Below are 25,536 nucleotides of genomic sequence, written 5' to 3'. Positions count from 1 at the left end.
ACCCGTCAGCAACGACAGCTCCCGTCCTCCCTTCCGCTGCCGCAGCAGCTGCTGCCCGGCGCGGCCTCCCCACCCTGACGCACGTCGTCACAGCGAGGGAGCCGCCCGCCGGGAGTCCGGACAGGGCGGTTTTTCTTTGCGCGCAACGGATGCGAGGGAGACGGCAACCCATCCGCTTTGGGAGCGGAAGACACCGCGTTCGACTCGCGGGCATCCGACAAGAACCCTTGTCCGCCAAGGGTTCCCGCGGTTCTAGCCCAACGGAAGAGGCACCTGGTCGAGAGCCAGGCCAGTCGGGGTTCGACTCCCCGGAACCGCACGCCCCCATAGCCCAACGGCAGAGGCAACGCGTTCAGGACGCGTCCGGTCCAGGTTCGAATCCTGGTGGGGGCACGGCTGTCACGACAGCGACAATGCCCGTTGGTCCAGCTGGCAAGGACACCGGATTCTGGCTCCGGAGACCGAGGTTCGAACCCTCGACGGGCAGCGACGTCCACGAACCCCTCCTCGGGCGACGCGATTGCCGAGGTTGCAGTCTGGCTGTTAGTTTGACTGCACCTTCGACGAGAGGAGCGCCATGACCGACCAGTCCCGCCCCCTGGAGATCGCGATCCTGGTGTGTCCCGGCTTCATGCAGATCGACGTGGTCGGCTTCCACGCGGTGATCAGCATGCTGCCGGGCGCGAACGTGCACCTGGTGTGGAAGAACCGGGACGAGATCGCGGGCCTGCCGCACTTCCCCACCCGCGCCACGACCACCTTCGACGACTGCCCCGCCGACCTGGACGTGCTCTTCGCGGGCGCCGTGCCCGCGCAGGTCTTCGAGGACGCCGAGACCCTGGCGTTCCTCGCCGACCGGGGAGCCCGCGCGCGGTGGGTCGCCGGCGTGTGCGCGGGGTCGCTGCTGCTGGGCGCGGCGGGGCTGATGCGCGGGTACCGGGCGACCACGAACTTCCAGTGCCACGACCAGCTCGCCCTGGTCGGGGCGGTGCCGGCGCACGGGAACGTGGTCGAGGACCGCAACCGCATCACCGCCGGCCCCGCGACGGGCAGCCACGAGGTCGGCTTCCGGCTGCTCCAGGCCTTGCACGGCGACGACCTGGCGAAGATGGCCGAGCTCGGCACCGAGTACGCGCCGAAGCCGCTGTTCGGCGTCGGCACCCCCGAGCTGGCCGGGCCCGAGCTGACGCGGCGGACGCTCGACTTCTCCGCCGGGATGCTCAAGGGCTACCGGGAAGTCACCGAGCGCGCCGCGGAGCGCATGGGCGTGCGCGCCTGAGACACTTGCGCGGCTGGAACCGCGAGTGGGGAGTGTCCGGGTGGCCGAGGGTGATATCACGTCGTCGACCGTGATGCTGCTGATCGCCGCCGGGCGCGAGCTGCAACGACGGACGGAGGCGGCGCTCGCCGAGATCGACCTGACGATGCGGCACCTCGGGGCGCTCGGCCACATCTCGCAGAACCCGGAGGTCTCCTACAGCGACCTCGCCCGCCGTGCGGGGATCACCACCCAGAGCATGCGCGCCACCGTCCTCATGCTGGAGGAGCAGGGCTCGGTCCGGCGCACGCTCGCCGGGCACGGGCACCCCGCACGGCTGGACCTCACCGACCGGGGCCGGGACCTGCTCGCCAAGGCCCGGGTGGTGGTGGCCGAGCTGGACCGCGAGTTCCTCGCCGCTTTGGAGCCCGGCCAGCCGGAAGCCTTGCGCGGCGCGGTGATCCGGACACTCACGAACGTGCCGCGCTAGGCGCGTCGGCGCCCAGCGCGGCACGTCCCGTCGGTCACCCGCGCCGCAGAACCCGATCCAGGGCGTACGCCCCCGGCCCGAGCACCGCGATCAGCAGGAACACCCAGCTGTAGACCGCTGCCAGCTCACCCATGTTCTGGATCGGGTGCAGCGCCATCGGCTGGTGCACGGTGAAGTAGGCGTAGGCCATCACACCCGAGCACAGCACGGCCGCCGGCCTCGTGAACAGGCCGAGGAGCACCAGCAGGCCGCCGACCAGCTCGAACACGCTGCCCCACCAGCCGGGCCACGAACCGAACGGGACGGCGGTACCGGCGGTGTCGATGCCGCCGAACCAGCCGAACAGGCCCTGGCCGCCGTGGCAGAGGAACAGGAACGACACGACGACGCGCACCGCGGCGAGCACCCCCGCGTCCAGCTTCTCCTTGGTGATGCGACGAGCGCTGACCTGCGTGTTCGAGTCTCCAGACATGACCGCTGTCCTCCCTGTTCGTTTCCTTCCCTACCCCTGCGTCGAACGGGAGACGCCGGGATCGACAGGTCGCCGGACTGTGTCGGCGGACTTTTTCCGGCTCACCGCGAGCACGCCCAACGCGAGGACCATCATCAGCGCGCTGACCCACACCGGTGACCGGAAACCGAGCCCGGCGTCGATCACCACACCGCCGAGCCAAGGGCCGACGGTGTTGCCGACGTTGAACGCGGCGGTGCTGAACCCGCCCGCGAGCGCCGGAGCCGCCTTGGCCAGGTAGAACACCCGCGAGGTGAGCACGGGCGCGATGCCGAAGGCGAGCAGCCCCTGGATGAACACCAGCGCCACCGTCGCGATCCCGCTGCCACCGGTCAGCGCGAGCACGGTCCAGCCGAGGGTGAGGGCGATCATGCCCACCAGGAGCACCAGCCCAGGGCGGGCGTCGGCGATGCGGCCGCCCACGGTGATCCCGATGAAGGAGCCGACACCGAACAGCACGAGCATGACGGGGACCCAGCCCTCTCCGAGCCCCGCGACCTCGGTCACCAGCGGGGCGAGATAGGTGAACGTGCAGAACGTCGCACCCTGGATCAGGGCGTTGAGCGCGTACGCCACCAGAAGCGGCTTGGCGAACAACGGTTTCCACTCGATGCGCACCGGGGGTTCCGGCCTGCTCGGCGGCAACGTGGCCAGCACCGCGACGACGGACAACGCGGACAGCACCGCGACCGCCCAGAACGCCGACCGCCAGCCCCAGTGCTGGCCGAGGAACGCGCCACCGGGCACTCCGGCGACGCAGGCGAGGGTGGTCCCGCCGACCACGACGGACATCGCACGGGCCTTGGCGTTCTCACCGACCATGCCGATCGCGGAGACCGCCGCCACCGCCCAGAACCCGGCACAGGCGAGTGCGCCGAGCACGCGGGTCACCAGCAGCACGGCGTAGTCGGAGGAAACGGCGCCGACGACGTGCACGACCGCGAAGGTCACGAGGAACGCCGCGAGCGCGCGGCGTCTCTCCCACCGCATCGTCAGCACCGCGAGCAGTGGTCCGCCGAACACCATGCCGATGGCGAAGGCGGAGGTGAGCATTCCGGCGTCCGGAATGGACACCGCGAGGTCAGTGGCGATGGCCGGCACGAGGCCGGACAACATGAACTCGGACGTGCTGATGGCGAAGACGGCCAACCCCAGCACGTAGACAGCGAAGGGCACGACAGGTACTCCCTGTGAATTCGGAGGTCAACCCGGAAAAGGACCGCGGGAACGCCAAAGAGACAGGAGAACCTGATGAAGGAGGAGTCGACCGCGGTCCACGACGCGGTGATCCGATGGGAGTCGCTGTGTGAGCGCACGCGAGCAGCCACCGGATGACCGGTGGCTAGGCTCTTGAGGCCTCGGGGCTCGACACGAGGCGGGACGCTAGCAGATCCCATCGCCGAGCACGACGCCTTTACCCTGGCACCATGACCCGAGTCCTGATCACCGGCTCCAGCGGACTGCTCGGCGCGGCTGTGCGGGAGCGCCTCGAAGCCGCCGGGCACACCGTGATCCCCTGCCACCACAACAAGAACCACAGCGGCGGGGAACGGCTGGACATCACCAGCGCCGAGTCGGTCGCCGAGGTGTTCGGCAGGACTCGCCCGGACGTGGTCGTGCACTGCGCCGCCATCCCCGACGTCGCGCTGTGCGAGAAGGACCCCGACAGGGCGCGACTGGTCAACGTGGTCGGCACCGAGCTGGTCACGGAACAGGCAGCTGAGGTCGGCGCGCGCGTGGTGCACGTGTCCACGGACTGGGTCTTCGCGGGTACCGGCGAGGGCGGCTACCGCGAGACCGACTCGCCCGCACCCGCCCAGGCGTACGGCCGGTCCAAGCTCGCCGCCGAACAGGCGGCGGCGCGGCAGGAGTCCACCCTGGTCGTGCGGGTGCCGCTGCTCTACGGGCTGGGGTCCGTACCGCGCCCGACCTGGCCCGCGCAGGTGCTGGCCACGCTCGCGCGCGGTGACCAGGTCCTCGCCGACGACGAGGAGATCAGGCAGCCCGCGCTCGTCGCCGACGTCGCCCGCTGCTTCGCGGAGCTGATCGAGGCGGGCAGCGCCGGGGTCGTGCACATCGCGCCGGAGCAGACCTGCACCAAGTACGCGTGGTCGCGCCTGCTGGCCGAGACCGTCGGGCTGTCACCGGAGCTCGTGCGGACCACGCCGCGCCCCGAATGGCCGAACCGGCCGCTCCGGGCGACGTTGCGCGCCGACCGGCTCGCCGAGCTCGGCGTCGCCGCGCCGAGGAACGCGGCCGAGGTGGCCGCCGACCACCGCGCGGAGCTGGTGCGGCTGCTCGGCTGAGCCGGGAATTGTCCACGGTCCGGGATTGTTGAACAAGACACCTTGTCAGATCTGCAATCGCGGCGGGCTGACGCATGCCCGCGCCCCGATCAGGACCGAGGAGATGATCATGACAGTGACCAGCGGCACCCTCCGTCAGAGCGCCTCGGCCCCCGAGCCGGACCTGGTGCGCAGGTATCTGAACCAGGTGGGTTCGACCCCCCTGCTCACCGCCGAGCAGGAGGTGGACCTGGCCAAGCGCATCGAGGCCGGGGTCTACGCCGAGCAGCTGCTGCCGGCCGCCACCGGCGAACGCGCGGACGAGCTGCGCGTGGTCGCCGACCAGGGACGCGCCGCGATGGACCACATGGTCCGGGCGAACCTGCGCCTGGTGGTGTCGATCGCGAAGAAGTACACCTACCACGAGATGCCGTTCCTGGACCTGGTGCAGGAGGGCAACCTGGGCCTGATCCACGCGGTCAAGAAGTTCGACTACGCCAAGGGCTACAAGTTCTCCACCTACGCGACCTGGTGGATCCGCCAGGCGATCACGCGCGGCGTCGCCGAGCAGGGCCGGACGGTGCGGCTGCCGGTGCACGTGGTGGAGCAGCTGTCCAAGGTGCGCAGGGTCGAGCGACAGCTCGGCCTGAAGCTCAACCGCGACCCGAGCGTGGAGGAGATCGCCGAGGAGGCCGACGTCGCGCCGGAGCGCGTGGCGGAGCTGCGCCGCATCGGCCGCAGCGTGGTCAGCTTGGAGACCCCGATCGGTGAGGACGGCGACACCGTGTTCGGTGACCTCCTGGAGGACTCCGAGTCGGCGAGCGCGCAGGAGCTGGTGGAGCACCAGCAGTTCGCGGCGCGGCTGCGCGAGCTGGTGGACTCCCTGCCGGCGCGCCAGGCCCGGATCATGACCCTGCGCTACGGCCTCGACGACGGTCGGCAGCGCACGCTGCAGGAGGTGGCCGACGAGCTCGGCCTGACCCGTGAACGGATCCGCCAGCTGGAGAAGGAGTCCATGCGGTGGTTGCGGGAGCCCGAGCACTGTCAGCCGCTGCGGGCGTGGGCGAGCTGACCTGCGCCCGTCCTCATCGGTCGCGCGCGTCGTCTCCGCGCTCCGTCTCCTCCCGGGTGGCGTCGGCGGCGGTTTCGGAGGGAGCAGGGCGGCCCTTGCCGCCGACGTGCGCCTCGGCGCGGAAGCGCTCGACCACGTGCGGGTAGTGCAGCTCGAACGCGGGGCGCTCGGAACGGATCCTGGGCAGCTCGGTGAAGTTGTGCCGCGGCGGCGGGCACGTGGTCGCCCACTCCAGGGAGTTGCCGTAGCCCCAGGGGTCGTCCACGGTCACGATCTCGCCGTAGCGGTAGCTCTTCGCCACGTTCCACAGGAACGGCAGCATCGACGCGCCGAGCAGGAACGCGCCGATGCTCGACACCATGTTCATGCCGGTGAAGCCGTCGCTGGGCAGGTAGTCCGCGTAGCGGCGGGGCATCCCCGACGCGCCGAGCCAGTGCTGCACCAGGAACGTCAGGTGGAAGCCGATGAAGGTCGTCCAGAAGTGCAGCTTGCCCAGCGGCTCGTCCATCATCCGGCCGGTCATCTTCGGGAACCAGAAGTAGATGCCCCCGAAGGTGGCGAACACGATCGTCCCGAACAGCACGTAGTGGAAGTGCGCCACCACGAAGTAGGTGTCGGTGACGTGCCAGTCGAGTGCGGGTGAGGCCAGCAGGACACCGGACAGACCGCCGAGCAGGAACGTCGCCAGGAACCCGACGCTGAACAGCATGGGCGTCTCGAAGGTGAGCTGCCCCTTCCACATCGTGCCGATCCAGTTGAAGAACTTGATCCCGGTCGGCACGGCGATCAGGAAGGACGTCAGTGAGAAGAACGGCAGCAGCACGGCGCCGGTGGCGAACATGTGGTGCGCCCAGACCACAATGGACAGTGCTGTGATGGCGAAGGTGGCCCAGACCAGGCCCTTGTAGCCGAACAGCGGCTTGCGGCTGAACACCGGGAAGATCTCGGAGACGATGCCGAAGAACGGCAGCGCCACGATGTAGACCTCGGGGTGGCCGAAGAACCAGAACAGGTGCTGCCACAGGATCGAACCGCCGTTGGCCGGGTCGAACACGTGCGCCCCGAGCAGCCGGTCGGCGAACAGCCCGAACAACGCCGCGGTCAGGATCGGGAACGCCATCAGCACCAGGACGCTGGTCAGCAGGATGTTCCAGGTGAAGATCGGCATCCGCCACATCGTCATGCCCGGCGCGCGCAGGCAGATCACCGTGGTGATCATGTTGACCGCGGCCAGGATCGTGCCGAGGCCGCTGACGATCAGCCCTGTGTTCCACAGGTTGGCCCCGATCCCGGGCGAGTGGGTCGCCGTCGACAGCGGCGTGTAGGCGAACCAGCCGAAGTCGGCCGCCCCGCCGGGGGTGAGGAACCCGCTGACCGTGATGATCCCGCCGAGCAGGAACAGCCAGTACGAGAAGGCGTTCAGCCGGGGGAAGGCGACATCGGGTGAGCCGATCTGCAGCGGCAGGACGAAGTTGGCGAAGCCGAAGAGGATCGGCGTCGCGTACAGCAGCAGCATCACCGTGCCGTGCATGGTGAACAGCTGGTTGTACTGCTCCTGCGAGAGGAACTGGAGCCCGGGGAGGGCCAGCTCGGCGCGCATCAGCATCGCCATCAGCCCGCCCAGCAGGAAGAACCCGAAGGCGGTCACGATGTACATCAGGCCGATCTGCTTGTGGTCGGTGGTGCGCAACAGCCCGAGCAGGACCGAGCCCTTCCCTGCTCCGCGCCCACGCGCCCCAGGACGAGTGGGCACCGGAGTGGCGACGATCCGAGTCATGTCTCCCCCCACAGCTGTGGCGGACGGTTCGCCGCGTGCGTACCCAAAGCGGGTGGCGGCAAACGGTCACCTGTCGCGGCCACCGGTTCGTCCCAAGCACGAACTCCGCGTGGTTGCCCGGGCTCGCTCGGGGTACCAGGCAGGTGACGTGCCCGTGAGAAGAAAGGAGACCGGCATGGCCACCGGAGAAACCGGGTTCGACGACGTGACCTACGACCTCGTGTCCTTGCAGTACCACTCCTTGAAGGCGGGACACGACTACGGCCAGTACGTCCGTGACGCCGAGAACGCGGGCAGGAAGGACATCGCCGCCTTCTTCCGCAAGGTGATGGCTGAGGACTCGAATCGGGCCAAGCAGTGCCGCGAGTACATCAGGGACCACGCTGAGACATCGGCGTCCGGTCCCGCGGTGAGTTGAGTTCGTCCATGGCGCGCCACGGCTTCCCACCGAGCCACGTGCAACCGGACAGCCCCACGGAGCTCCCCAAGCGGTCGTGGATGGCGGTGCTCAAGCGGACGATGGCGGGGTTCAGCAAGGACAACCTCAACGACTGGGCCGCCGCGCTGACCTACTACGCGGTGCTGTCCCTGTTTCCCGGGTTGCTCGTCATCACGGCCGTGCTCGGCCTGCTCGGGCCGGAGGCAACGCAGTCGTTGGTGGACATCATCAAGGCGCTCGTTCCCGGCCAGGGACGCGAGATCCTGCTGACAGCACTGGCCGAGCTCCAGCGGAACCAGGCCGCCGCGTGGCCACTCGCGGTGATCGGTGTCGCGGGCGCGCTCTGGTCGGCGTCGGCCTACATCGGCGCGTTCATGCGTGCTTCCAACGCGGTCTACGAAGCCGAAGAGGGCCGCCCGCTGTGGAAGACCCTGCTGTTGCGTCTCGGCCTGACGACAACGATCGTGGCGCTCTTGGCGCTGTCCGCCTTGGGCGTGGTCACCACGGGCGCGATCGCCGAACAGCTCGGGCAGGCTCTCGGCATCGGCTCCACCGCGGTCCTCGTGTGGGACATCGCCAAGTGGCCGGTGATCGTGCTCTTGGTGAGCTTCGCGTTCGCGTTGCTGTACTGGGCCGCGCCCAATGTGCGGCACCCGGGACCGCGGTTCCGGTGGTTGAGCCCTGGCGGCGTGCTCGCCGTCGCGCTCTGGCTGCTTGCCTCCTTCGGCTTCGCGCTCTACCTGGCGAACTTCGCCTCCTACAACAAGACCTACGGCTCGCTCGGCGGGGTGATCAGCTTCCTGGTGTGGTTGTGGATCACCAACATCGCCGTGCTGCTCGGCGCGGAGTTCAACGCCGAGCTCGCCCGCGGCCAACGGATCGAGGCGGGCGAGCCCGCGGACCGGGAGCCCATCCTGCCCGCGCGTGAGAACCCCGAGCCCCCAACGGAAAGGAGCGACCGATGAGCACACCGCAGCACGCTGCGCAGTCCAAGCACGAGAACAAGACCGAGGAAGTGCGGAAGAAGGCCCACGAGGAGGCGGAGTCCTTGCGGGAGAAGGCGACCGAGGTGAAGGACAAGGTGAGCGAGCAGGTCGACACCGGCCTGTCGAAGCTCCCGCCCGAGGTCTCCGGCAAGGTGAAGAAGATCATGGCCGAGGCCCGCAGGCATCCGCTCCAAGCCGCGTTGATGGGCCTCGGCGCACTGTCGATCCTTCGGCGCTTGGTGCAGCGCAAGAAGTGAGAGCTGACGGCGGGCTCCACTCCCCGACAAGGAGCCCGCCGTCTCCCTTTACCAGGTTGCGCGCAGCGCGGAGAGCTCCTCCGCGGTCAGCACCACGCCGAGCCCGCGGAGCGTGGCGTCCAGCTCGTCGGCGGTGATCTTGGTTGTCGTGGTCGTTCCGTCGGTGAGCTCGACGGTGAGCTCGTTCCCGACGAGGCGGCGGCTGACGCCGCGCTCCAGCCGCATCACCACCACCTGCCCGGTGAACGGCGAACGCGGGTGGGTCGAGGTGTAGTGGTGGGCGACCTCGTAGTCGACGCGCCGCCGCTCGACCAGGTCGAAGCCGTACAGCACCTCCCACTCGTCGCCAACGCGCTTGGACAGCGTCCACCAGCCGTTGTCCTCGTCCAGGCGGTGCTCCCACCCCGCCTGGTCGACGATCGCGCCGTCCCGCAGGGGCATGGGGTGCAGCATGCCCGCGCCGAACCCGATGTCGGTGAGGTAGTCCTGCCCCTCGGCGCGCACCACGAGCATCATGTGCGTGTGCGGCCCCGGCCGGTCGGGCTGGACTCGCGCGATCAATCTCCGAACCTGGTAGCCGAGCCGTTCCAGGACACCGGAGAACAGCATCTCGTGTTCGTAGCAGTACCCTCCGCGGTCGCGGCCGAGCAGCTTGGCGTTGACCACTCCGACGTCGATGCCCGCGTGCCTGCCGAGAACCACGTCGATGTTCTCGAACGGGATCGCGCGCACGTGCGCCTCGCACAGGGAGCGCAGCGCGTCCGCCGTCGGCGCGGCGACGTTCGCGTGCCCGGTGCGGGCGAGGTAGGCGGCGACGTCCGTGGCGTCGCGGTTCCACTCGTCGGTCTTGCCGACCGGCTCGGTCACTGTGCTCATGGCACCGAGCCTCGCACCTCAACCACACTGGAGGTCAACCTCGTTCGCCAGCTGGCGTAAGCTGGCGGGAGGCCGTGACTGGCGCTGAAGGTGGTGCACCACCGGGGAGCGGCCTGACCAGCGCGACCCTGCTGGTCCGAGCCGCGCGCCTGGGTGATCCGCGACAGTGACGACCGCCACCCAGGGAGCCCCCGTGACCGAAACGCTCGCCGCCCGCCTGATGTCCGGCACCGAGCTGGCCGCCGAGATCGTCAGGACGACCGCGGACCGCGCCGCCGAGTTCGAGCGCCGCACCGGCACCAAGCCCTGCCTGGCCACCGTGCTGGTCGGCGACGACCCGGCCTCGGTGACCTACGTGAAGATGAAGCGCAACCGCTGCGCCAAGGCGGGTATCACCTCCCACCACGTGCCGCTGCCCGAGGAGACCACCACCGAGCAGCTGGTCGCGACGATCCGCGAGCTCTCCGCGGACCCGACGGTGCACGGAATCCTGTTGCAGCACCCGGTTCCCGCGCACATCGACGAGCGCGCGGCCTTCGAGGCGATCGCGGCGGAGAAGGACGTCGACGGCGTCACAATGCACTCCTTCGCGGCGATGGCGTTCAAGGAGAAGGGTTTCGCCTCGTGCACGCCGGGCGGCATCATGCGACTGCTCGACGCCTACGACGTGGACCCCAGCGGCAAGCACGCGGTGGTCATCGGCCGCAGCCCGATCCTCGGCAAGCCCGCCGCGATGCTGCTGCTCGCCCGGGACGCGACGGTCACGGTCTGCCACTCCAGGACCAAGGACCTGCCGTCGATCGTGCGCACCGCCGACATCGTGGTCGCGGCTGTGGGCCGCGCCGAGTTCGTGCGCGGCGACTGGCTCAAGCCGGGCGCGGTGGTGATCGACGCGGGCTACAACGAGGGCAACGTCGGCGACGTGGCCTTCGACGAGGCGCTCCCGCACGCCTCGCTGATCACCCCGGTCCCCGGCGGCGTCGGCCCCACCACCATCGCGCTGCTGCTGGAGCAGACGGTCACCGCCGCCTTCGCCACCCTGGGCTGAGCGGGGCGGATGACGACCGTGGCCGAACCGGAACGGACACTGGGCGACGCGGCGGAGCTGCTCGCGGGGTATCTCGACCACTACCGCGAGACCGTGCTGAGCAAGATCGACGGGCTCGGTGAGGAGGAGCTGCGCACCAGCAGGGTGCCGTCGGGCTGGACGCCGATCGGCCTGGTCAACCACCTCGCCTACGTGGAGCGGCGGTGGATGCGCTGGGGGTTCCGCGCCGAGCAGGTCGAGCGGCCGTGGGGCGGCGAGGCCGAATGGCACCCCGAGGTCGGCGCCGCCGAGGTGATCGCCTTCTACCGCGAGCAGTGCGAGCACTCCCGCCGGATCGCCGCGAGCGCACGGCTCGGTGACCTGGCGCGGGCGGGCGGGCGGTTCACCGAGGACGACCGGCCGACGCTGGCGTGGATCCAGTTCCACCTGCTCCAGGAGTACGCGCGGCACGTCGGCCACCTCGACATCGTCCGAGAGCTCAACGACGGCGTCACCGACGACTAGAACCGTCCCGCCCGCCTCGGCCCCACAACCGCATCGGCACCCGCCCCCCTCATCTCGCGTTTTGTAGGCTTAATGCGAAATGAGAGCGCTCTTTTGCACATTAAGCCTACAAAACGCGAAAATCCGACCGCGCCGGCCGACCCACGGGGGAGCGGGTGCGCGGGGGTTGGCGCGGGTGCGCGGGGGCGCGTGGACTGACGCGGGGGAGCGGGTGCGCGGGGGTTGGCGCGTGCACGGGGCGCGTGCGTGTGGGTTGACGCGGAGGGGGCGTGGGGGGCCGCGTCACGCCGCCAGGTCGAGCAGGAACCGCGTCCGCTCTCCGCCCTCGCGCAGCACGAGGATCACGCTCATCGCGGCGGAGGCGGAGCACCACGCCCGCAACCGGTCAGTGTCCACATCGGACACAACCGAGGTGAGCGCGGTGATCCGGCGCTCGAACTCGGGCATCGAGCTGACGCCGTTGAGCACCCAGTCGACGAGGTCGAACGTGACATCGCCCAAGCACGCGCGCGGGTCGATCGCCACCAAACCCCGAGGTCCGCGCAACACGTTGCCGGAGTGCAGGTCCCCGTGCACCAGTCCGCGACGGCCACCGTCCGCGAGCGTGACGCTGAGCCTGACTCCCTTGTCCAGCAACGCCTGCGCCGAAGGATCGCCACCGATCGCGGCCAACCGCCGAGCGCTCAGCTCACCGAGGAACACCACGCGCTCCGCCAAGGTCGGCAGCCCGTGCACCGGCAGCTCCACGTCATCGCGCAGTGACTCCAACAGCTCGCCGGGCACCAGCTCCGGCGAGTCGGCGACCGTGGTGCCCGGCTCGATCGCGGGCAGCAACAGCGCTCCGGCGTCGAGGTCGTCGGCGAGCACATCGACCACGTGCGGCGACTTCCGCCACGCCCGCAACGCGAGCAGTTCGGTCTCGGCGACCGTCCGGTCCGGAGTGAGCTTCAGGAACACCGAAGCGCCATCGGCCCGCTGGCACAGGAAGACCCGAGAGGTCCCGCCCTCCGCGACCGCCCGCAGCACCGTCAGCTCCCACTGCGCGCACAACGCGTCCACCGTGTCCGGCAACGCATCGAGCCACGCCGCCACCTGCGGGCCGAAGCGTACCGCGAACCGCTGCCGGACCTGGTCGTCAACCTTCCACGTCACGCGCCGATAATCACATCGCTCGTCGGGACCGAGCAACACAACAGAACGCGGTCCCGCGCGGGCGCCATCACCGGATCGGTGAGATACGCCGCCGAACCTTCGCGCAACGGCTGGACGCACGTGTCGCAAGCACCGGCGCGGCAGCTCGACGACACGGGGACTCCGGCCTGCTCGGCGAGGTCCAACAGGCTGCCGCTCTCCGGTTTCCACTGCGCCTCAACGTCACTGTCGGCGAACAGCACGCGGAACGGCCCCGGCTTAGGTGGAGGTGTGCGCTGACCGGCGGTGGTCAACGGGGACACGAAGACCTCCTGCCGGATCTGCTCGTCCGGAACCCCGGACAGCACAAGGGCTTCCCGCATCGCTTGCATGAACCCCCTTGGCCCGCACAGGTAGATCGAGCTGGACGGAGTCGCCGCCGCCGCAACGGTGTCCGCGTCCAGTCGCCCGAACAGCCTCGCCCGGCCGGGCGGCAGGAACGCCTTCGCCTCGGCCCACAGCGCCGGGGACTCCTCGCGAGCCGAGTGCAGCAGCGTGACTGGCCTGTCCCCCGCCGCGCGGATCATCGGCAGCATCGGGGTGATGCCGATTCCCCCGCTGACCAACAACAACGGCGACGACTCGGTGTCCAGGCACATGTCGCCGAACGGGCCGGAGATCGTCAGCTCCTCCGGTTCGGTGTCGTGCAACAGCCGCGACATCCACCCGTCACGCTTCACACTGAAGCGCAACTGGTCCCCCATGACCGCGGAGATCGTGTACGCCCGCCACTGTCCACAGTGGTGCACGCGGATGTGTTGTCCCGCGATCGGTTCCGGCCGTACACCCGCGAGCGGATCGGTCAGCCAGTAGCTGATGACCGACGGGCTCTCCTGCACGCGCCGCCCCACGCGCGCCGGGCGCGGCCAGTGCTGCGCAGGCGGGGCGTTGTCCGGCGCGGTCCCGTCCAGTGCGGCGGCGGGGGCGGCCGCGAGGTCGGTGACCGGGTCGCCCGGCGCGATCCGGCCGCCCACCACGACGCGGGCGTAGACACCGCAGTAGATGTGCCCGAACTCCCTGGCGAGCAGGGCGGGCACGTTGACGACCTCCTCGGCCGTCGTGGGGTGGATCGACGTGGTGGAGCAGCGGTCGATGGGGCGAAGCACCTCCAGTTCGACCGCACCGACGCGGATGCGCCTGCCAACGAGGGCGAGCTCCGCCCACGGCTCCATGTCGGAGACGTAGAGGTTGGCGCGGAAGGACAACGGGTCGATGGTGCGCCCGGCAGCCTCGGACAGCGCGGCGATCGTCGCGGTGTTGATCAACGAGACCATGGCGTCGCGGTAGTCCCAGTACCCGTTCCGCGCGCGCACCAGCCGAGGGGCGGTGCCGGGGAACCACGAGGCCAACGCGGAGTCGGCCCGCGAGAGGTCGTCGAGCGGGACGGACAGCGGCTCACCGCCGGGCCGCGTCATCGACAGCGCGGAGCCGTCGAAGTCCACCCCGAACAACGGCAGGTCCTTGTACGGCCCCGACCGCACGAACGCGTGGCAAGACGTCCACGCCCCGTCCTCCGCGACGTCCTGTCCGCCGTGAGCCACCGCGAGCTGCCTGTCGTAGGGCACACCTCTGCCGGGAAGCAGGCTCGCCTCCGGGATCGCCTGCCCCGCGAAACCCTTCACCGGATACCGGAAAACGCCGTCGAGCCGCATGAGAGGAAATCCTAGAGATCGCCGACGCGGCCGCGCCGCTGGTTTTCGGCCGGCTACGCGGCTCAACCGCGCCGAACGCCTTATCGTGCGGTTTATGCGCAGCGTGAAGCTCGACGACGTCGACAGGGCGATCCTGGCCCTGCTCCAGCAGGACAGCAGGACCATCGCCGAGGACATCGGCACGCGGGTCGGCCTGTCCGCGGCGGCGGTGCAGCGACGCATCAAGCGGCTGCGGGAGAACGGCACGATCAGCCGCGAGGTCGCGGTCCTCGACCCCCGCGCGCTCGGCCAGGACATGACCTTCGTGCTGCTGGTCGAGCTGGAGCGGGAGCGCGCGCACCTCCTGGACTCGCTGCGGCAGCAGTTCCTCGCCGAGGAGCACGTCCAGCAGTGCTACTGCGTCACGGGCCAGTTCGACTTCGTGCTCGTGGTCAGCGCCAGGGACATGGCCGAGTTCGACGCGGTCACCAGGCGGATCCTCTTCGACAACCCCACGGTGCGGCGGTTCACCACCAACGTCGTCATGGACCGGGTGAAGGTCGGGCTCACCGTGCCGATCAGCTCGGGGCGGACCGGCTCCGGCTGAGCTCGTCGAGCGGTCCGGCCAGGCGCCGGGCCAGCTCGGCGTCGACCAGCTCCGCCTCGATGAGCAGCGCGTCGGTGACGACCCCGAAGGCCCGCCGCAGCTCCGTGGTCTCCAGTGACCGCACGAGCGCACCGGACACGACCGCCGTCGCCGACGGCGGGAGCCGGTCCACGCCACGCCCCTGGCTCGCGGGCAGGTCGTGCCGCAGGCAGGCCAGCGCCAGCACCTGGTCCCGCACGCCGCTGATCATGTACTCCGCCTGCCACACCCGGCCCCGCTCGATGCTGGAGCGGGCGTGCAGCGCGTAGAGCCACCCCATGCCGAGCAGCGCGACGGCATCGGGCGCGGCGGGCTGGGGTTGTTCCTGCGCCGTGCCGAAGAGCAGCCGGAACGTGGGCGCGAGCGCACCGAACTCCTCGGCGGGCGCGAACGCGACATCGACCTGCAAAGTGTTGTCCAGCAAGAAAACCCGGTACAGGGTCGAGCGGAAGACCACATCCGTGTGGTGCACCGCGCCGTGCTCCCGGTACATCAGTCCGGTCCAGTCGTCGATGACCTTGTCGACAGCGCCCGCCACACCCAAGGCGAGATCGATGTCGGACCAGCGATCCTGAGCCCCCACCGACGCGGAGCCGGTCAACGCCGCGCCCGTGACACGACGGTCGGCTCGGGCCGCCGCGACCAGGCTGTCCCGCAGCAGTTCTCGTTCCTCGACGGTGAACACGACCGCGACCCTACTGCGGGTCCATCAGCGGCTTCGGCGGCCTTGAGCCCATGCCGCATGACCCGCTCCGGCGGCTGCGGTTCCGGGGAACATCGCGGTTCTTGTGCCACACGAGCACAAGGCGGGGGTCCATACCTCGCGCAAACGATTGGCGGGATCCTCGGGGTGCGCCACCCGGGCCGAGCGATCGGCCAGCAACAGCAAGCACGTCGGACGCGCTCGCCACGCGGGGCATCGCGGTCGGCTTCGGACCCGAGCACGACGCGCCTCCTCCACCGCCCTCTGACGCACAACGGGACAGGATCGCCGCCGTGATCACTCAGTGCAATCGCTTTCGCCCCCCGTGCCTGATCGATCCAGGCTTCGATCAAGAACCATCCACAGTGGACATGCGAGTCAGTACGCTTGTCCCGCAAGCGAACCGGCCGCACCACCCGGCGGCGGGAACCGGCCCCGGTCACCGGGAATGGCGATGGTGCATCCTCGTCCGGGCGCTTACGGTGAGCACATGCCTCTTCATGCGACGGCGGCCACCATCGACTACTTCCTGCAAGTGGAGCGCGCCGTGCTGGACCACTCGATTCTGGTGGAACGACTCGACCTCGGCGCCGACCACCGCGCCGAGGACGTCCGGATGGACCTCGCCGGGAGCTCGGTCGCCGCCTGCTGGACCACGCGGGACGGCTGGTCCATCGCGCGCCGCTCCGCCTACGACGTCGACGCCGCCCCCACCGACCACCAGTACCTCAGCCGGGTTCCCACGCTGAACCCGCCCGCTCCCACGGTCGTGGCCAAGTTCATCGCCGACAACTACCGGGCACACCCATAGGGAGAGAACGACTCGCACGGTCGAGTCAAGTTCTTTCCCGAAGAGTGGTACATCGAAACGATGACGACTCTGGTGGCGATCACCACGGTGTAGGGAGACTCACACCCCCACGCCGGCAACGGCGGGAAGGAGGAACGAGCCATGGGACAGACAACCACACGCAGACAGAGCGTCGTGCCGTTTCCACGGAGAGCGGAGACGCCGGTCGACACGCACAACACCGCGGTCTGGGCGCGCTGGTCGTGGCTGGGCGACGAGCCGCGTGAGGCCGAGCCGCACATCGTGCGCGGGTCGGACTGAACCGTACTGAGATCACCGAACCAGGTTGCTCCCGCCCGCGATCCGGGTAGCCGACGTGGAGATCGTTCTCCACGAGAGCCCGGGGGGTGACCACGGTGACCGCACAGCGCCAGGAACCCCGCCCCGCGGGCGAGGAGACCGACCTGATGCGGCAGTACCTCGACCAGATCGCCGCTACACCACTGCTCACCGCCGAGCAGGAGGTGTGGTTGGCCAAGCGGATCGAGGCCGGCGTCTACGCCAGGCACCTGCTCGACGAAGGCGCGCACCGGGGCCGCGCCGCCGAGCTGGAGCGGGTCGCAGGAGACGGCGCCGACGCCAAGGCACACATGATCCGGGCCAACCTGCGTCTCGTGGTCGCCACCGCGAGGAAGTACGCGCGCCGCGGCGTCCCGATGCTGGACGTGGTTCAGGAAGGCAACCTCGGCCTGATCCGCGCGGTGGAGAAGTTCGACTACACCAAGGGTTTCAAGTTCTCCACCTACGGCACGTGGTGGATCCGGCAGGCCATCGACCGGGGCCTCGCCGAGCACAGCCGCACGATCCGGCTCCCCGTGCACGTCGTGGAAACCCTCTACCGGCTGGCCAAGACCGAGCGCGGGCTCAGGCTGTCCCTGGACCGCGAGCCGACCGCGCACGAGGTCGCCGAGGCGGCGAAGCTGCCGGTCGAGCGGGTACGCGAGCTGCGCCGGATCGGCCGCGAGTCGCTGAGCCTGGACAGCCTCGTCGGCGTGGACGGCGAGACCAGGGTCGGCGACCTCATCCAGGACACCGACGTCCTGGCCGCGCACGACGTGCTGGAGTTCCGCGCGCTGGCGCGGGAGCTGCGCGCGGTGATCGACGGGCTGCCGCCGCGCGAGGCGTTGATCATCACCCTGCGGTACGGGCTCACCGACGGCCGCCAGCGGACCTTGCAGGAGATCGCCGACCACCTGGGGCTGACCAGGGAACGCATCCGCCAGCTGGAGAAGGTGGCGATGCGGCGGCTGCGCGATCCCCGGCTGCACCAGGCGCTGCTGGACTGGGCGAGCTGACCGCCGCTGGTCGCGTCGTGCCGCTCCTCCAGCGTGGGCGGCTGGCTGGTCAGCGTCCGCGCCCCGGCGGCGGAGCGCCTGCCGAGGCTCGCGTCCACATCCAGCGCGTGCACGCCCTCCACTGTGGACAGCTCGGCCGGGCGGTCCGGGCCCGCGGCCGCGGCCGCGCGAGTGCGCTGCTCGGCGGCGCACTCGCGGAAGACCTCCCCGTCAACGGGTCCAGCCGCGCACACCTCCATCCACTTCACAATCTCGTGAAGTTAGTGACACGGATAAACTCCATCGATATCCGCAGGCAGGAGGCGACCATGACCCCCGCGACGACGCACAACGGCTCCGACGTCCCCGACGAGGAGCTGGCGCGCTTCATCGAGCGCTCGGCCGCCGGGCTCTCCGACGCCGGCTGGCCGAGGATGCCCGCGCGGGTGTTCATCGCACTGCTGGCCAGCGACACCGGCAGGCTCACCGCCGCCGAACTGGCGGAGATGCTGCGGGTCTCCCCCGCCGCGATCTCCGGGGCGGTGCGCTACCTCAGCGACGCCCAGATCGCGGTGCGCGACCGCGAGCCCGGCGCGCGGCGCGACCACTACCGCGCGGACGGCACGCTGTGGCAGCAGACCGTGCTCAGCCGCAACCGGATGATGAGGCGGTGGGCCGACAGCCTGGCCGAGGGCGTCGAGGTGGTGGGCGAGGACACGCCGGGCGGCGCGCGGATGGCCGAGACGCTGGCGTTCTTCCGGTTCCTGGAGGCGGAGCTGCCCGGACTGCTGGAGAAGTGGCGCGAGCACCAGTCCGAAAAAGAGTGATTCGCAGAAAGAGATACGAGCCGCTATAGTCGGATTCGTATGCGCAGAATCAGGACAGGGCGAAGCGATAACCAATCGCGTGCCTCTGATTGTAAGGGAGAAGGGACCCGGTTGTCAACCGTCTCGACTGCGTCGGAAACCGGCGAGATCTCCGCACTCGCCGCCGAGCAGGACTACGTCTCGCTGCTGTACGACCGCTTCGACACCCTGCGCAAGCAGGCGAACCAGCGCTTGTCGGAGGCGTTGGCCCAGGTTCCGGACTCCGAGCAGGGCCACGCGGAGAGAAATGCCGCCACCCGGCTCCACACAGAACAGCTCGCGCAGTACGCCGCCGCGGAAACCGGCCTCTGCTTCGGCAAGCTCGAATTCACCGACGGCGAGCGGCGATATGTCGGGCTGATGGGGATTCTCGACGAGACAAACGACTACGAACCCCTGCTGGTGGACTGGCGGGCCCCCGCGGCACGACCGTTCTACGTCGCGACCGGCGCCTCCACGGAGGGGGTGCGGATGCGCAGGCACCTGCGCATCCGCAAGCGCACCGTGACCGGCGTCGACGACGAGCTGCTCGACCTCTCCGGCGTCGACGGCTCCGACGGCGTGACCGGCGAGACCGCGCTGCTGGCCGCGCTCAACGCCAAGCGCACCGGCCGGATGACCGACATCGTCCGCACCATCCAGGCCGAGCAGGACAACGTGATCCGCTCGGCCCTGCACGGCGTGCTGGTCGTGCAGGGCGGGCCGGGCACCGGCAAGACGGCCGTCGCGCTGCACCGGGCCGCCTACCTGCTCTACACCCACCGCGATCAGCTGGCCAAGCGCGGCGTGCTCGTCGTCGGCCCCAACACCACCTTCCTCAACTACATCTCGCAGGTGCTGCCCTCGCTCGGCGAGACCGGCGTGCTGATGGCGACCATCGGCGACCTCTTCCCGGACGTGCGGCCGCGGCTGACCGAGCCGGTCGCGACGGCGGAGATCAAGGGCAGGGCGGAGATGGTGGAGGTCCTGCGCCGGGCGGTCGCCGACCGCCAGCGGGTGCCATCGGAGCCGATGGAGATCGTCTTCGAGCGGGAGACGCTGCTGCTGGAGCCCGCGGCGGTGGAGCGGGCCAGGGCGGCGGCACGGCGGCTGGGCACGCTGCACAACCGGGCGCAGCCGACCTTCGCCACCGCGATCATCGAGGAGCTGACCAGGCAGGTCGCCGACAACCTCGGCGCGGACCTGCTGGAGCCGGGCGACTTCGCCGACATCGCGCGGGAGCTGCGCGAGGAGCCGGAGGTCATCGAGGCGCTGGACTGGTTGTGGCCGGTGCTCACGCCGCAACGGCTGCTCAAGGAGCTCTACGCGACGCCCGAGCTGCTGGAGTCCGCGTTCCCGCACCTCACCGACGCCGAACGGGCGCTGCTGCTGCGGGAGGAGCACTACGGCTGGACGGTCGCGGACGTGCCGCTGCTGGACGAGGCGATGGAGCTGCTCGGCGAGGACGACCGGATGGCGAAGGCGCTGGCCGCGAGGAAGCGGCAGGAGCGGCTGGAGTTCGCCGAGGGCGTCGTCGACATCATGCGCATCGACGAGGAGACCGCGGACGACGACGTGCTGATGGCGATGAACATGATCACCGCCGACCACCTCGCCGAGCGGCACGAGCGCTCCAGCAACCTGACCACGGCCGAGCGCGCCGCCCAGGACCGGACCTGGACGTTCGGCCACGTGATCGTCGACGAGGCGCAGGAGCTCTCCGCGATGGCGTGGCGGCTGCTGATGCGCCGCAGCCCGTCCCGGTCGATGACCCTGGTCGGCGACGTGGCGCAGACCGGTGACCTGTCGGGCGCGGAGTCCTGGGAGCAGGTGCTGGCCCCGCACGTGGACAACCGCTGGCGGATGGAGGAGCTGACCGTCAACTACCGCACCCCGTCCGAGGTCATGGCGGTGGCGGCGGAGGTGCTGCGCGAGTTCGAGCCGCCGCTGGAGGCGCCGAAGTCGGTGCGGAGCACCGGAGTCCCGCCGTGGCGGGTGGAGGTGGACGCCGACCGGCTGCCCGCGCGGCTGGCGGAGCTGGTCCGCGCGGAGCTGGCCGAGGTCGGTGAGGGCACGGTCGGCGTGATCACGCCGATCGCGCTGCGCGAGCTGGCCGTCACCGCGGAGGACCGGGTCAGCGTGCTGACCGTGCGCGAGGCCAAGGGCCTGGAGTTCGACTCGGTGATCGTGGTCGAGCCGTCCGCGATCCGCGCGGAGTCCAGCAAGGGCCTCAACGACCTGTACGTGGCGCTGACCCGCGCGACGCAGCGCCTCGGCGTCCTGCACTCGGCGGCACTGCCGGAGTCGCTGGCGACCGCCCTTGGCTAGGCTTGTCCGCCGAATTCGGGGGTAGCTGACGTTGGCCGAGGACGAGACCGCTAACGAGACCGAGGACGGTGCGCTCGACGAGGAGCACATCGCCCTGCGGTTGCCGGACTACCGGCTCGTGCGGCGGCTGTCGGAGACGCGGATGTCCTCGGTGTTCCTCGCCGAGGACCTCAAGAACGGGCAACGGCAGGTCGCGCTCAAGGTCCTCGGTCCGGACCTGGTGCGCGTCCCCGGCTTCCGGGCGCGGTTCGAACGGGAGTCGCGGATCGCGCTGACGTTGGAGCACCCCAACGTCGTTCCCTCGCACGCCGCGGGCGAGTCGGCCGACAAGCAGCTGTGCTACCTGGCGATGCGCTACATCCACGGCGCGAACCTGCTCCAGGTGCTCAACGAGCGCGGCGCGCTCGGCATGGACGAGACCATCGCGGTCGCGCGCCAGGTCGCCGCCGCGCTCGACAGCACCCATGAGCGCGGCCTGATCCACCGCGACGTCAAGCCCGCCAACATCATGGTCGAGGAGGGCACCGGCCACGTCTACCTGTGCGACTTCGGCATCGCGAAGGACACCGCGCTGACGCGGCTGACGGCGGTGGGCGGCTTCGTCGGCACGCCGTACTACTCCTCACCGGAGCAGGCCGCGGGCGGCGAGATCGACCACCGCACGGACGTCTACTCGCTGGGCAGGGTGATCCAGCACTGCCTCACCGGCGTCTCCCCGGAGCTGGCCAACGGGACGCGGTCCCGGTACCCGTTGGTGGACCGGGTCCTGCTCAAGGCCATGTCGAAGGATCCCGCGGATCGGCACGCGAGCTGCGGGGAGCTGGTCGAGGACCTCGCCGCGGCCCGGGTTCGCGGCGTTCGCCGACGCCGGACGACCGCTGGGGGACTGGTCGCGCTGGGCGTCGTGATGGTGCTGGTCCTGGCGTCGGTGATCTTCGGTGGTCCGGCCCCGGAGAAGGCGGCGCTGGATCGGGTTCCGGCCGCACTGCGCGGAGACTGCGGTGTCTCGGCTCCCGCTGTGCTGTCCTGTCGCGACAGCGCGGGGCGCGAGGCGGTGTCGGAGCTGTTCTCCGACCGCGCTGCTGTTGCTGCCGCTTACGCGCGAGCTGTGGAGACGTCCGGCGTGGCCAGGACTCAGGGCGACTGTTCCACCGCGACCGGCGCTGAGCACCGCTACCCCGTGACCGGCCCCGCTCAGGGTCGCGTGCTCTGCTACTCGCGGGATGGCGTCTCGGTGATCGTGTGGACCTCCGACGAGGCCCGAGTCGTCACTCGCGTCGAAGCTCCGACCGCAGACGACGCGGCGCTCCGGCAGGCGTGGGCGGGCTGGACCAGTGCTACGACAGTGTTTCCGACCGACGACGAGCGAGCCGTGATGTCCTTGGCGGCCGGAACCGAATGCAAGCGCGCGAGCTTGGACGGCTTACCCACCGCAGTCGCGGGAGTGACCTGCGTGCCGTACGGGCAAGGAGCGCAGGAGGTCTCCTACTACCGGTTCGCCTCGCTGCCCGCGCTCCGCGACGCCTTCGGCGCGCTGGTGAACGACGCTCGTGCGCCGAGTGGGACCGCGTGCGCTTCGGCTCCGGGATTCCTTGGCACACAACGGCATGACTGGCTCGGCGTGGATGTGGGCCAGGTGCTGTGCCGGCCGACGCCGAGCGGCTCACTGGCGATGGAGTGGACGATGGAGCCGCTGTCGGTCATCGGCCGCGTCGGCGGGACAGTGCCCGCCGCGCTCTCCGGTTGGTGGTCGCAGTGGCATGTCGCGCCGGTGTCCCGGCTTGTCGACGCGATCAACGCCCAGTCCGCGCCACCGTTTCCGACGGCGCAGGAGCGTTCGCTGCTCGCGCACATCCCGGCCGCGTCGCGCGTGCACTGCGTGCGGCCGTCGCCGAGCCAGAAGTGGCGCGACGTCAGCGCGACCCCGGCCGTGGGGGTGGTGTGCGGCCGGACCAGCGGAGCGGAACTCGTCGCGTACTACCAGTTCCAGGACGCCGCGAGCATGCGGGCGGTGCACGGGCTCAGTTCCACGGAGGGCAAGGACTGCCGCGACCTGCCCGCCGGTTTCGAGGGGGACCACAGCTACTCGCGTGGCGGCACCACGGGGCACCTCCGGTGCTCCACCGTCAAGGAGACCGGTGAGCGGATGCTGAGCTGGACCGACGACCGGCTGGCCGTTCGGGCGGTGGCCTATCGGGGTACCGATCCCTACGCGATGATCGACTGGTGGACCCACGACGCTGGGCCGATCTAGTTCAGGCCGTCCTGGTCATGGTGCTGCCGCTGGGGGCCGTGCTGCGGTTGAAAGCCGTGCTGCCGCCCCGGTTGCTCAGGGGTGGCGTCCCAGTTTCTCGGAGGAGTCGATGCCCGTGCGTGCGATGCCCCGCTCACGCGGCCAGGCACGCAGGTCGGCGACGGCTTAGGCCGCGTCCGCGTGCGGCGTGTACGCCGGAGGGATGGCGGTGACCATGGCTTCCAGCGCGAGGTGATCGTTGAGGTTGGCCGCGGACACCCCGGCCACCAACGGCAGGGCAGCGCTCGGACACTGCCGCGCTGGTCGACCATGGCCCCGAAAGGTGTTGCGTACTGGGCCCGAGCGGCATCGAACGTGCTCGCATCCCTGGCTCCCCGACCACGACGAGGTTGCGCAGGCCCGCGATCGTGCCCACCCCGGCGATGATCGAGGCCGTCGGCTTCCCACAACGGCGGTAACGCCCGCCCAAGCGGCGGGATGACCTCCAGGCGAAGTCCTCAGTGGACATTCCGACTGCGTGAATCGGCGTGAAACGGCACTGCCGGCCCGACACCGCCTGGGCCGCTAGCCCCGGACGCTGCCGCCGACGGAGGAGCTGCCGGTGACCTTGGTGTTGCCGGTGCCGCCCGCCGCGCTGCCGCCCTGCCCGACCACCTTGCCGTCGTAGACCGCGACGAGTTCGAGCCTGCCGTTGCGGCTGCCGGTGTAGGTGACCGTCAGCTCCCAGGCGTGCGGGAGACCGTCGGCGGGGACGCTGAGCGACTTCCGCCAGGGCAGGCTCACCTCCCCCTCCTCCTGGACCTGCCCGTCGAGGCTGTACTTGATCTTGTTGATCACGGCGTTGCCGGTGCCGGTCGCGTTGAGCACCAAGGTGTGCGGCTGCCGGTCGGGCACGGCCGAGGTCGTCGTGGTCGTGGTCGCGGGGGCACTCGACGTGGTGGTGACCGGAGCGCTCTCAGGCGTGCTGGTGCATCCGGCGAGCAGGGCGAGCAGCACCGCGCCCCCCGTCAACGCGGTCAACGAAGGCATGCGCAGACGGTAGCCGAGCCCCTGCGCTGCGCGTCCGGGGTTTCGTGGGATTCTGCGGGCTTCGCGATCGGAAAGGGGTGCCGTGAACGTCGCACACTTCGAGGGGGCCGGTGCGCCGCCCCGGAAGAGACCGTGGACCGCTCCCGGCGCGCTTGTCGTCCGGGCCTTGGGCAACGCCGCGGCCGCGGCGCCCGTTGAAGGAGCGATGCTGCGCTTCGGCCGGGGCCGCCCCGGTGACCCGGGGAAGCCCGTCGACGTCACCGTCGGCGTGGACGACACGAAGGTGAGCAGGCAGCACGGCCTGCTCGTGCACCGGAGTGGCTGGTGGCACCTCAGCAACACCGGCAGACTGCCCATCGAGGTCGGCAACCACGTTCTGCAGCCCAACGGCGACGCGGTTCCCCTCCGCGCCGGAGTGACCTCGGCACTGATCTCCACGGCGGACCGCAGGCATCTGGTGGAGCTGTGCGTCAACGGCAGCGAGGGCGCGTCGCCCGCCCCGGCGTTCGGGCTGCACACGGCACCCGGCCACGTCTGGCGGCTCGACGAGCGGGAGCGGCTCGTGCTCGCCGTCCTCGGCCAGGAGTACCTGCGGAACAACCCGCGCGCCCAGCCGCTTGCCCGGCACCAGGCAGCCGCCCAGCTCGCCGAGCTGCGGCCCGGCGAGGACTGGGACGTCAGGAAGATGGACCGGGTCGTGGAGGCCGTCCGCCTGCGCCTGTCCGGGCAGGGCGTGTTCGGCCTCGTCCAGAGCGATCTGCCCCAGCCGATCGGCAATCTGCTCAGCCACAACCTGCTCACCGAGCTGGCCGTCACGACCAGCAGTCTCACCAGTGCGGATCTCATGCGCCTGGAGGGTGCCGACTAGCTTCGGGACCCCTCCCGCGCACTGGCGCGCCGCCCTCGTACCCCGGCGTGCACGTGGGCTGGCTGACGTGGTCGGGGTTTTCGCGTTTTGTAGCCCTAGCGCGCAAAAGAGCGCTCCCAAATCGCGTTAAGGCTACAAAACGTGGAAGGAGCGACCCAGGGGGTGAGGGCGCCTGGAGGGTGCCGACTAGCTTCGGGACCCCTCCCGCGCGGTAGCGCGCCGCCCTCGTACCCCGGCGTGCACGTGGCCTGGCTGACGTGGTCGGGGTTTTCGCGTTTTGTAGCCCTAGCGCGCAAAAGAGCGCTCCCAAATCGCGTTAAGGCTACAAAACGTGGAAGGAGCGACCCAGGGGGTGAGGGCGCCTGGAGGGTGCCGACTAGCTTCGGGACCCCTCCCGCGCGCTGGCGCGACCAC

Annotated in this window: 25 protein-coding genes, 3 tRNA genes and 1 riboswitch; of the genes, 20 read left to right on the top strand and 8 right to left on the bottom strand. The window is 70.2% G+C overall.

All coding sequences use genetic code 11. The features are described 5' to 3' along the window. Positions 1 to 246 precede the first annotated feature (246 nt). The 5 genes from ACFFQA_RS06195 (at position 247) to ACFFQA_RS06175 (ending at position 1,748) form a co-directional block, all read left to right on the top strand. A tRNA-Leu gene (locus ACFFQA_RS06195) sits at positions 247 to 319 on the top strand. A gap of 1 nt (position 320) precedes the next feature. Then, a tRNA-Leu gene (locus ACFFQA_RS06190) sits at positions 321 to 393 on the top strand. Between the two features lie 21 nt (positions 394 to 414). Continuing rightward, positions 415 to 487, top strand: a tRNA-Gln gene (locus tag ACFFQA_RS06185). Positions 488 to 577: 90 nt separating this feature from the next. Continuing rightward, complete coding sequence (locus ACFFQA_RS06180) at positions 578 to 1,279, top strand: DJ-1/PfpI family protein (RefSeq protein ID WP_377850667.1); 702 nt, start codon at positions 578 to 580, stop codon at positions 1,277 to 1,279. 40 nt (positions 1,280 to 1,319) lie between these two features. Next, positions 1,320 to 1,748, top strand: coding sequence for a MarR family winged helix-turn-helix transcriptional regulator (locus ACFFQA_RS06175; RefSeq protein WP_377850666.1), 429 nt, complete (start codon positions 1,320 to 1,322; stop codon positions 1,746 to 1,748). A gap of 34 nt (positions 1,749 to 1,782) precedes the next feature. Here ACFFQA_RS06175 and ACFFQA_RS06170 read toward each other — a convergent pair whose 3' ends face one another. Further along, on the bottom strand, positions 1,783 to 2,220 hold the full coding sequence (locus ACFFQA_RS06170) for a DoxX family protein (protein WP_377850665.1): 438 nt from the start codon (positions 2,218 to 2,220) through the stop codon (positions 1,783 to 1,785). A gap of 30 nt (positions 2,221 to 2,250) precedes the next feature. Further along, on the bottom strand, positions 2,251 to 3,435 hold the full coding sequence (locus tag ACFFQA_RS06165; RefSeq protein ID WP_377850664.1) for a Cmx/CmrA family chloramphenicol efflux MFS transporter: 1,185 nt from the start codon (positions 3,433 to 3,435) through the stop codon (positions 2,251 to 2,253). A 251-nt stretch (positions 3,436 to 3,686) separates the two neighbouring features. On the opposite strand from ACFFQA_RS06165, the gene ACFFQA_RS06160 reads away from it, so the two are divergent. Next, complete coding sequence (locus tag ACFFQA_RS06160; protein WP_377850663.1) at positions 3,687 to 4,565, top strand: SDR family oxidoreductase; 879 nt, start codon at positions 3,687 to 3,689, stop codon at positions 4,563 to 4,565. A gap of 109 nt (positions 4,566 to 4,674) precedes the next feature. Then, positions 4,675 to 5,616, top strand: coding sequence for a sigma-70 family RNA polymerase sigma factor (locus ACFFQA_RS06155; protein WP_377850662.1), 942 nt, complete (start codon positions 4,675 to 4,677; stop codon positions 5,614 to 5,616). 13 nt (positions 5,617 to 5,629) lie between these two features. On the opposite strand, the gene ctaD is transcribed toward ACFFQA_RS06155, so the two are convergent. After that, positions 5,630 to 7,393 (bottom strand): aa3-type cytochrome oxidase subunit I, encoded by a 1,764-nt coding sequence (ctaD, locus tag ACFFQA_RS06150; RefSeq protein WP_377850661.1) that lies wholly within the window; start codon positions 7,391 to 7,393, stop codon positions 5,630 to 5,632. Between the two features lie 175 nt (positions 7,394 to 7,568). On the opposite strand from ctaD, the gene ACFFQA_RS06145 reads away from it, so the two are divergent. The 3 genes from ACFFQA_RS06145 to ACFFQA_RS06135 are packed head-to-tail and all read left to right on the top strand — an operon-like array spanning position 7,569 to position 9,075. Then, positions 7,569 to 7,811 (top strand): acyl carrier protein, encoded by a 243-nt coding sequence (locus tag ACFFQA_RS06145; RefSeq protein ID WP_377850660.1) that lies wholly within the window; start codon positions 7,569 to 7,571, stop codon positions 7,809 to 7,811. 8 nt (positions 7,812 to 7,819) lie between these two features. Further along, entirely contained in the window at positions 7,820 to 8,797 is a 978-nt protein-coding gene (locus ACFFQA_RS06140) for a YihY/virulence factor BrkB family protein (RefSeq protein WP_377850659.1), read from the top strand. Continuing rightward, a complete protein-coding gene (locus ACFFQA_RS06135; RefSeq protein WP_377850658.1) occupies positions 8,794 to 9,075 on the top strand; it encodes a hypothetical protein in 282 nt (93 codons plus the stop codon). Before ACFFQA_RS06140 ends, ACFFQA_RS06135 begins: the two co-directional genes overlap by 4 nt. 48 nt (positions 9,076 to 9,123) lie before the next feature. Here ACFFQA_RS06135 and ACFFQA_RS06130 read toward each other — a convergent pair whose 3' ends face one another. Next, positions 9,124 to 9,951, bottom strand: a complete 828-nt coding sequence (locus ACFFQA_RS06130; protein WP_377850657.1) for an arylamine N-acetyltransferase family protein — start codon at positions 9,949 to 9,951, stop codon at positions 9,124 to 9,126. Positions 9,952 to 10,015: 64 nt separating this feature from the next. Further along, a riboswitch (ZMP/ZTP riboswitch) is annotated at positions 10,016 to 10,113 on the top strand. A gap of 58 nt (positions 10,114 to 10,171) precedes the next feature. On the opposite strand from ACFFQA_RS06130, the gene ACFFQA_RS06125 reads away from it, so the two are divergent. Together ACFFQA_RS06125 and ACFFQA_RS06120 are read left to right on the top strand one after the other, a co-directional pair. Continuing rightward, a complete protein-coding gene (locus ACFFQA_RS06125; RefSeq protein WP_377850803.1) occupies positions 10,172 to 10,999 on the top strand; it encodes a bifunctional 5,10-methylenetetrahydrofolate dehydrogenase/5,10-methenyltetrahydrofolate cyclohydrolase in 828 nt (275 codons plus the stop codon). A gap of 18 nt (positions 11,000 to 11,017) precedes the next feature. Then, positions 11,018 to 11,503 carry a DinB family protein gene (locus ACFFQA_RS06120; RefSeq protein WP_377850656.1) on the top strand — a complete coding sequence of 162 codons (486 nt, stop codon included), beginning with the start codon at positions 11,018 to 11,020 and terminating at the stop codon, positions 11,501 to 11,503. A 282-nt stretch (positions 11,504 to 11,785) separates the two neighbouring features. On the opposite strand, the gene ACFFQA_RS06115 is transcribed toward ACFFQA_RS06120, so the two are convergent. Together ACFFQA_RS06115 and ACFFQA_RS06110 are read right to left on the bottom strand one after the other, a co-directional pair. Continuing rightward, the gene (locus tag ACFFQA_RS06115; protein ID WP_377850655.1) at positions 11,786 to 12,655 is read right to left on the bottom strand and encodes an aminoglycoside phosphotransferase family protein; all 870 of its coding nucleotides are present in this window, start codon (positions 12,653 to 12,655) and stop codon (positions 11,786 to 11,788) included. Then, positions 12,652 to 14,346, bottom strand: a complete 1,695-nt coding sequence (locus ACFFQA_RS06110; RefSeq protein WP_377850654.1) for an MOSC domain-containing protein — start codon at positions 14,344 to 14,346, stop codon at positions 12,652 to 12,654. Before ACFFQA_RS06110 ends, ACFFQA_RS06115 begins: the two co-directional genes overlap by 4 nt. A gap of 94 nt (positions 14,347 to 14,440) precedes the next feature. On the opposite strand from ACFFQA_RS06110, the gene ACFFQA_RS06105 reads away from it, so the two are divergent. Continuing rightward, positions 14,441 to 14,932, top strand: a complete 492-nt coding sequence (locus ACFFQA_RS06105) for an Lrp/AsnC family transcriptional regulator (protein WP_377850653.1) — start codon at positions 14,441 to 14,443, stop codon at positions 14,930 to 14,932. Here ACFFQA_RS06105 and ACFFQA_RS06100 read toward each other — a convergent pair. Continuing rightward, the gene (locus ACFFQA_RS06100; protein WP_377850652.1) at positions 14,904 to 15,656 is read right to left on the bottom strand and encodes a nucleotidyltransferase domain-containing protein; all 753 of its coding nucleotides are present in this window, start codon (positions 15,654 to 15,656) and stop codon (positions 14,904 to 14,906) included. The two genes, ACFFQA_RS06105 and ACFFQA_RS06100, sit on opposite strands and share 29 nt — an antisense overlap. A gap of 508 nt (positions 15,657 to 16,164) precedes the next feature. Between ACFFQA_RS06100 and ACFFQA_RS06095 the strand changes: the two genes are divergently transcribed. The 6 genes from ACFFQA_RS06095 (at position 16,165) to ACFFQA_RS06070 (ending at position 23,225) form a co-directional block, all read left to right on the top strand. Then, on the top strand, positions 16,165 to 16,485 hold the full coding sequence (locus tag ACFFQA_RS06095) for a hypothetical protein (RefSeq protein WP_377850651.1): 321 nt from the start codon (positions 16,165 to 16,167) through the stop codon (positions 16,483 to 16,485). 174 nt (positions 16,486 to 16,659) lie between these two features. Further along, positions 16,660 to 16,785 carry a hypothetical protein gene (locus ACFFQA_RS06090; RefSeq protein ID WP_377850650.1) on the top strand — a complete coding sequence of 42 codons (126 nt, stop codon included), beginning with the start codon at positions 16,660 to 16,662 and terminating at the stop codon, positions 16,783 to 16,785. 95 nt (positions 16,786 to 16,880) lie between these two features. Beyond that, a complete protein-coding gene (locus ACFFQA_RS06085) occupies positions 16,881 to 17,819 on the top strand; it encodes a sigma-70 family RNA polymerase sigma factor (RefSeq protein WP_377850649.1) in 939 nt (312 codons plus the stop codon). Between the two features lie 308 nt (positions 17,820 to 18,127). Beyond that, on the top strand, positions 18,128 to 18,625 hold the full coding sequence (locus tag ACFFQA_RS06080; RefSeq protein ID WP_377850648.1) for a GbsR/MarR family transcriptional regulator: 498 nt from the start codon (positions 18,128 to 18,130) through the stop codon (positions 18,623 to 18,625). A gap of 111 nt (positions 18,626 to 18,736) precedes the next feature. Beyond that, positions 18,737 to 20,971, top strand: a complete 2,235-nt coding sequence (locus ACFFQA_RS06075; protein ID WP_377850647.1) for a HelD family protein — start codon at positions 18,737 to 18,739, stop codon at positions 20,969 to 20,971. Positions 20,972 to 21,002: 31 nt separating this feature from the next. Beyond that, on the top strand, positions 21,003 to 23,225 hold the full coding sequence (locus ACFFQA_RS06070; RefSeq protein ID WP_377850646.1) for a serine/threonine-protein kinase: 2,223 nt from the start codon (positions 21,003 to 21,005) through the stop codon (positions 23,223 to 23,225). 564 nt (positions 23,226 to 23,789) lie between these two features. Here the strand turns inward: ACFFQA_RS06070 and ACFFQA_RS06065 are convergent. Continuing rightward, a complete protein-coding gene (locus ACFFQA_RS06065) occupies positions 23,790 to 24,254 on the bottom strand; it encodes a hypothetical protein (protein ID WP_377850645.1) in 465 nt (154 codons plus the stop codon). A gap of 82 nt (positions 24,255 to 24,336) precedes the next feature. Between ACFFQA_RS06065 and ACFFQA_RS06060 the strand changes: the two genes are divergently transcribed. Then, positions 24,337 to 25,122: an FHA domain-containing protein gene (locus ACFFQA_RS06060; RefSeq protein ID WP_377850644.1), complete on the top strand. Its 786-nt coding sequence runs from the start codon at positions 24,337 to 24,339 to the stop codon at positions 25,120 to 25,122. Positions 25,123 to 25,536: the final 414 nt, after the last annotated feature.

Source organism: Allokutzneria oryzae (assembly GCF_042429765.1).
GTDB classification, from domain to species: Bacteria; Actinomycetota; Actinomycetes; order Mycobacteriales; family Pseudonocardiaceae; genus Allokutzneria; species Allokutzneria oryzae.
The sequence above is the reverse complement of the archived record's forward strand: the minus strand, read 5'-3'. Positions and strand labels throughout refer to the sequence as shown.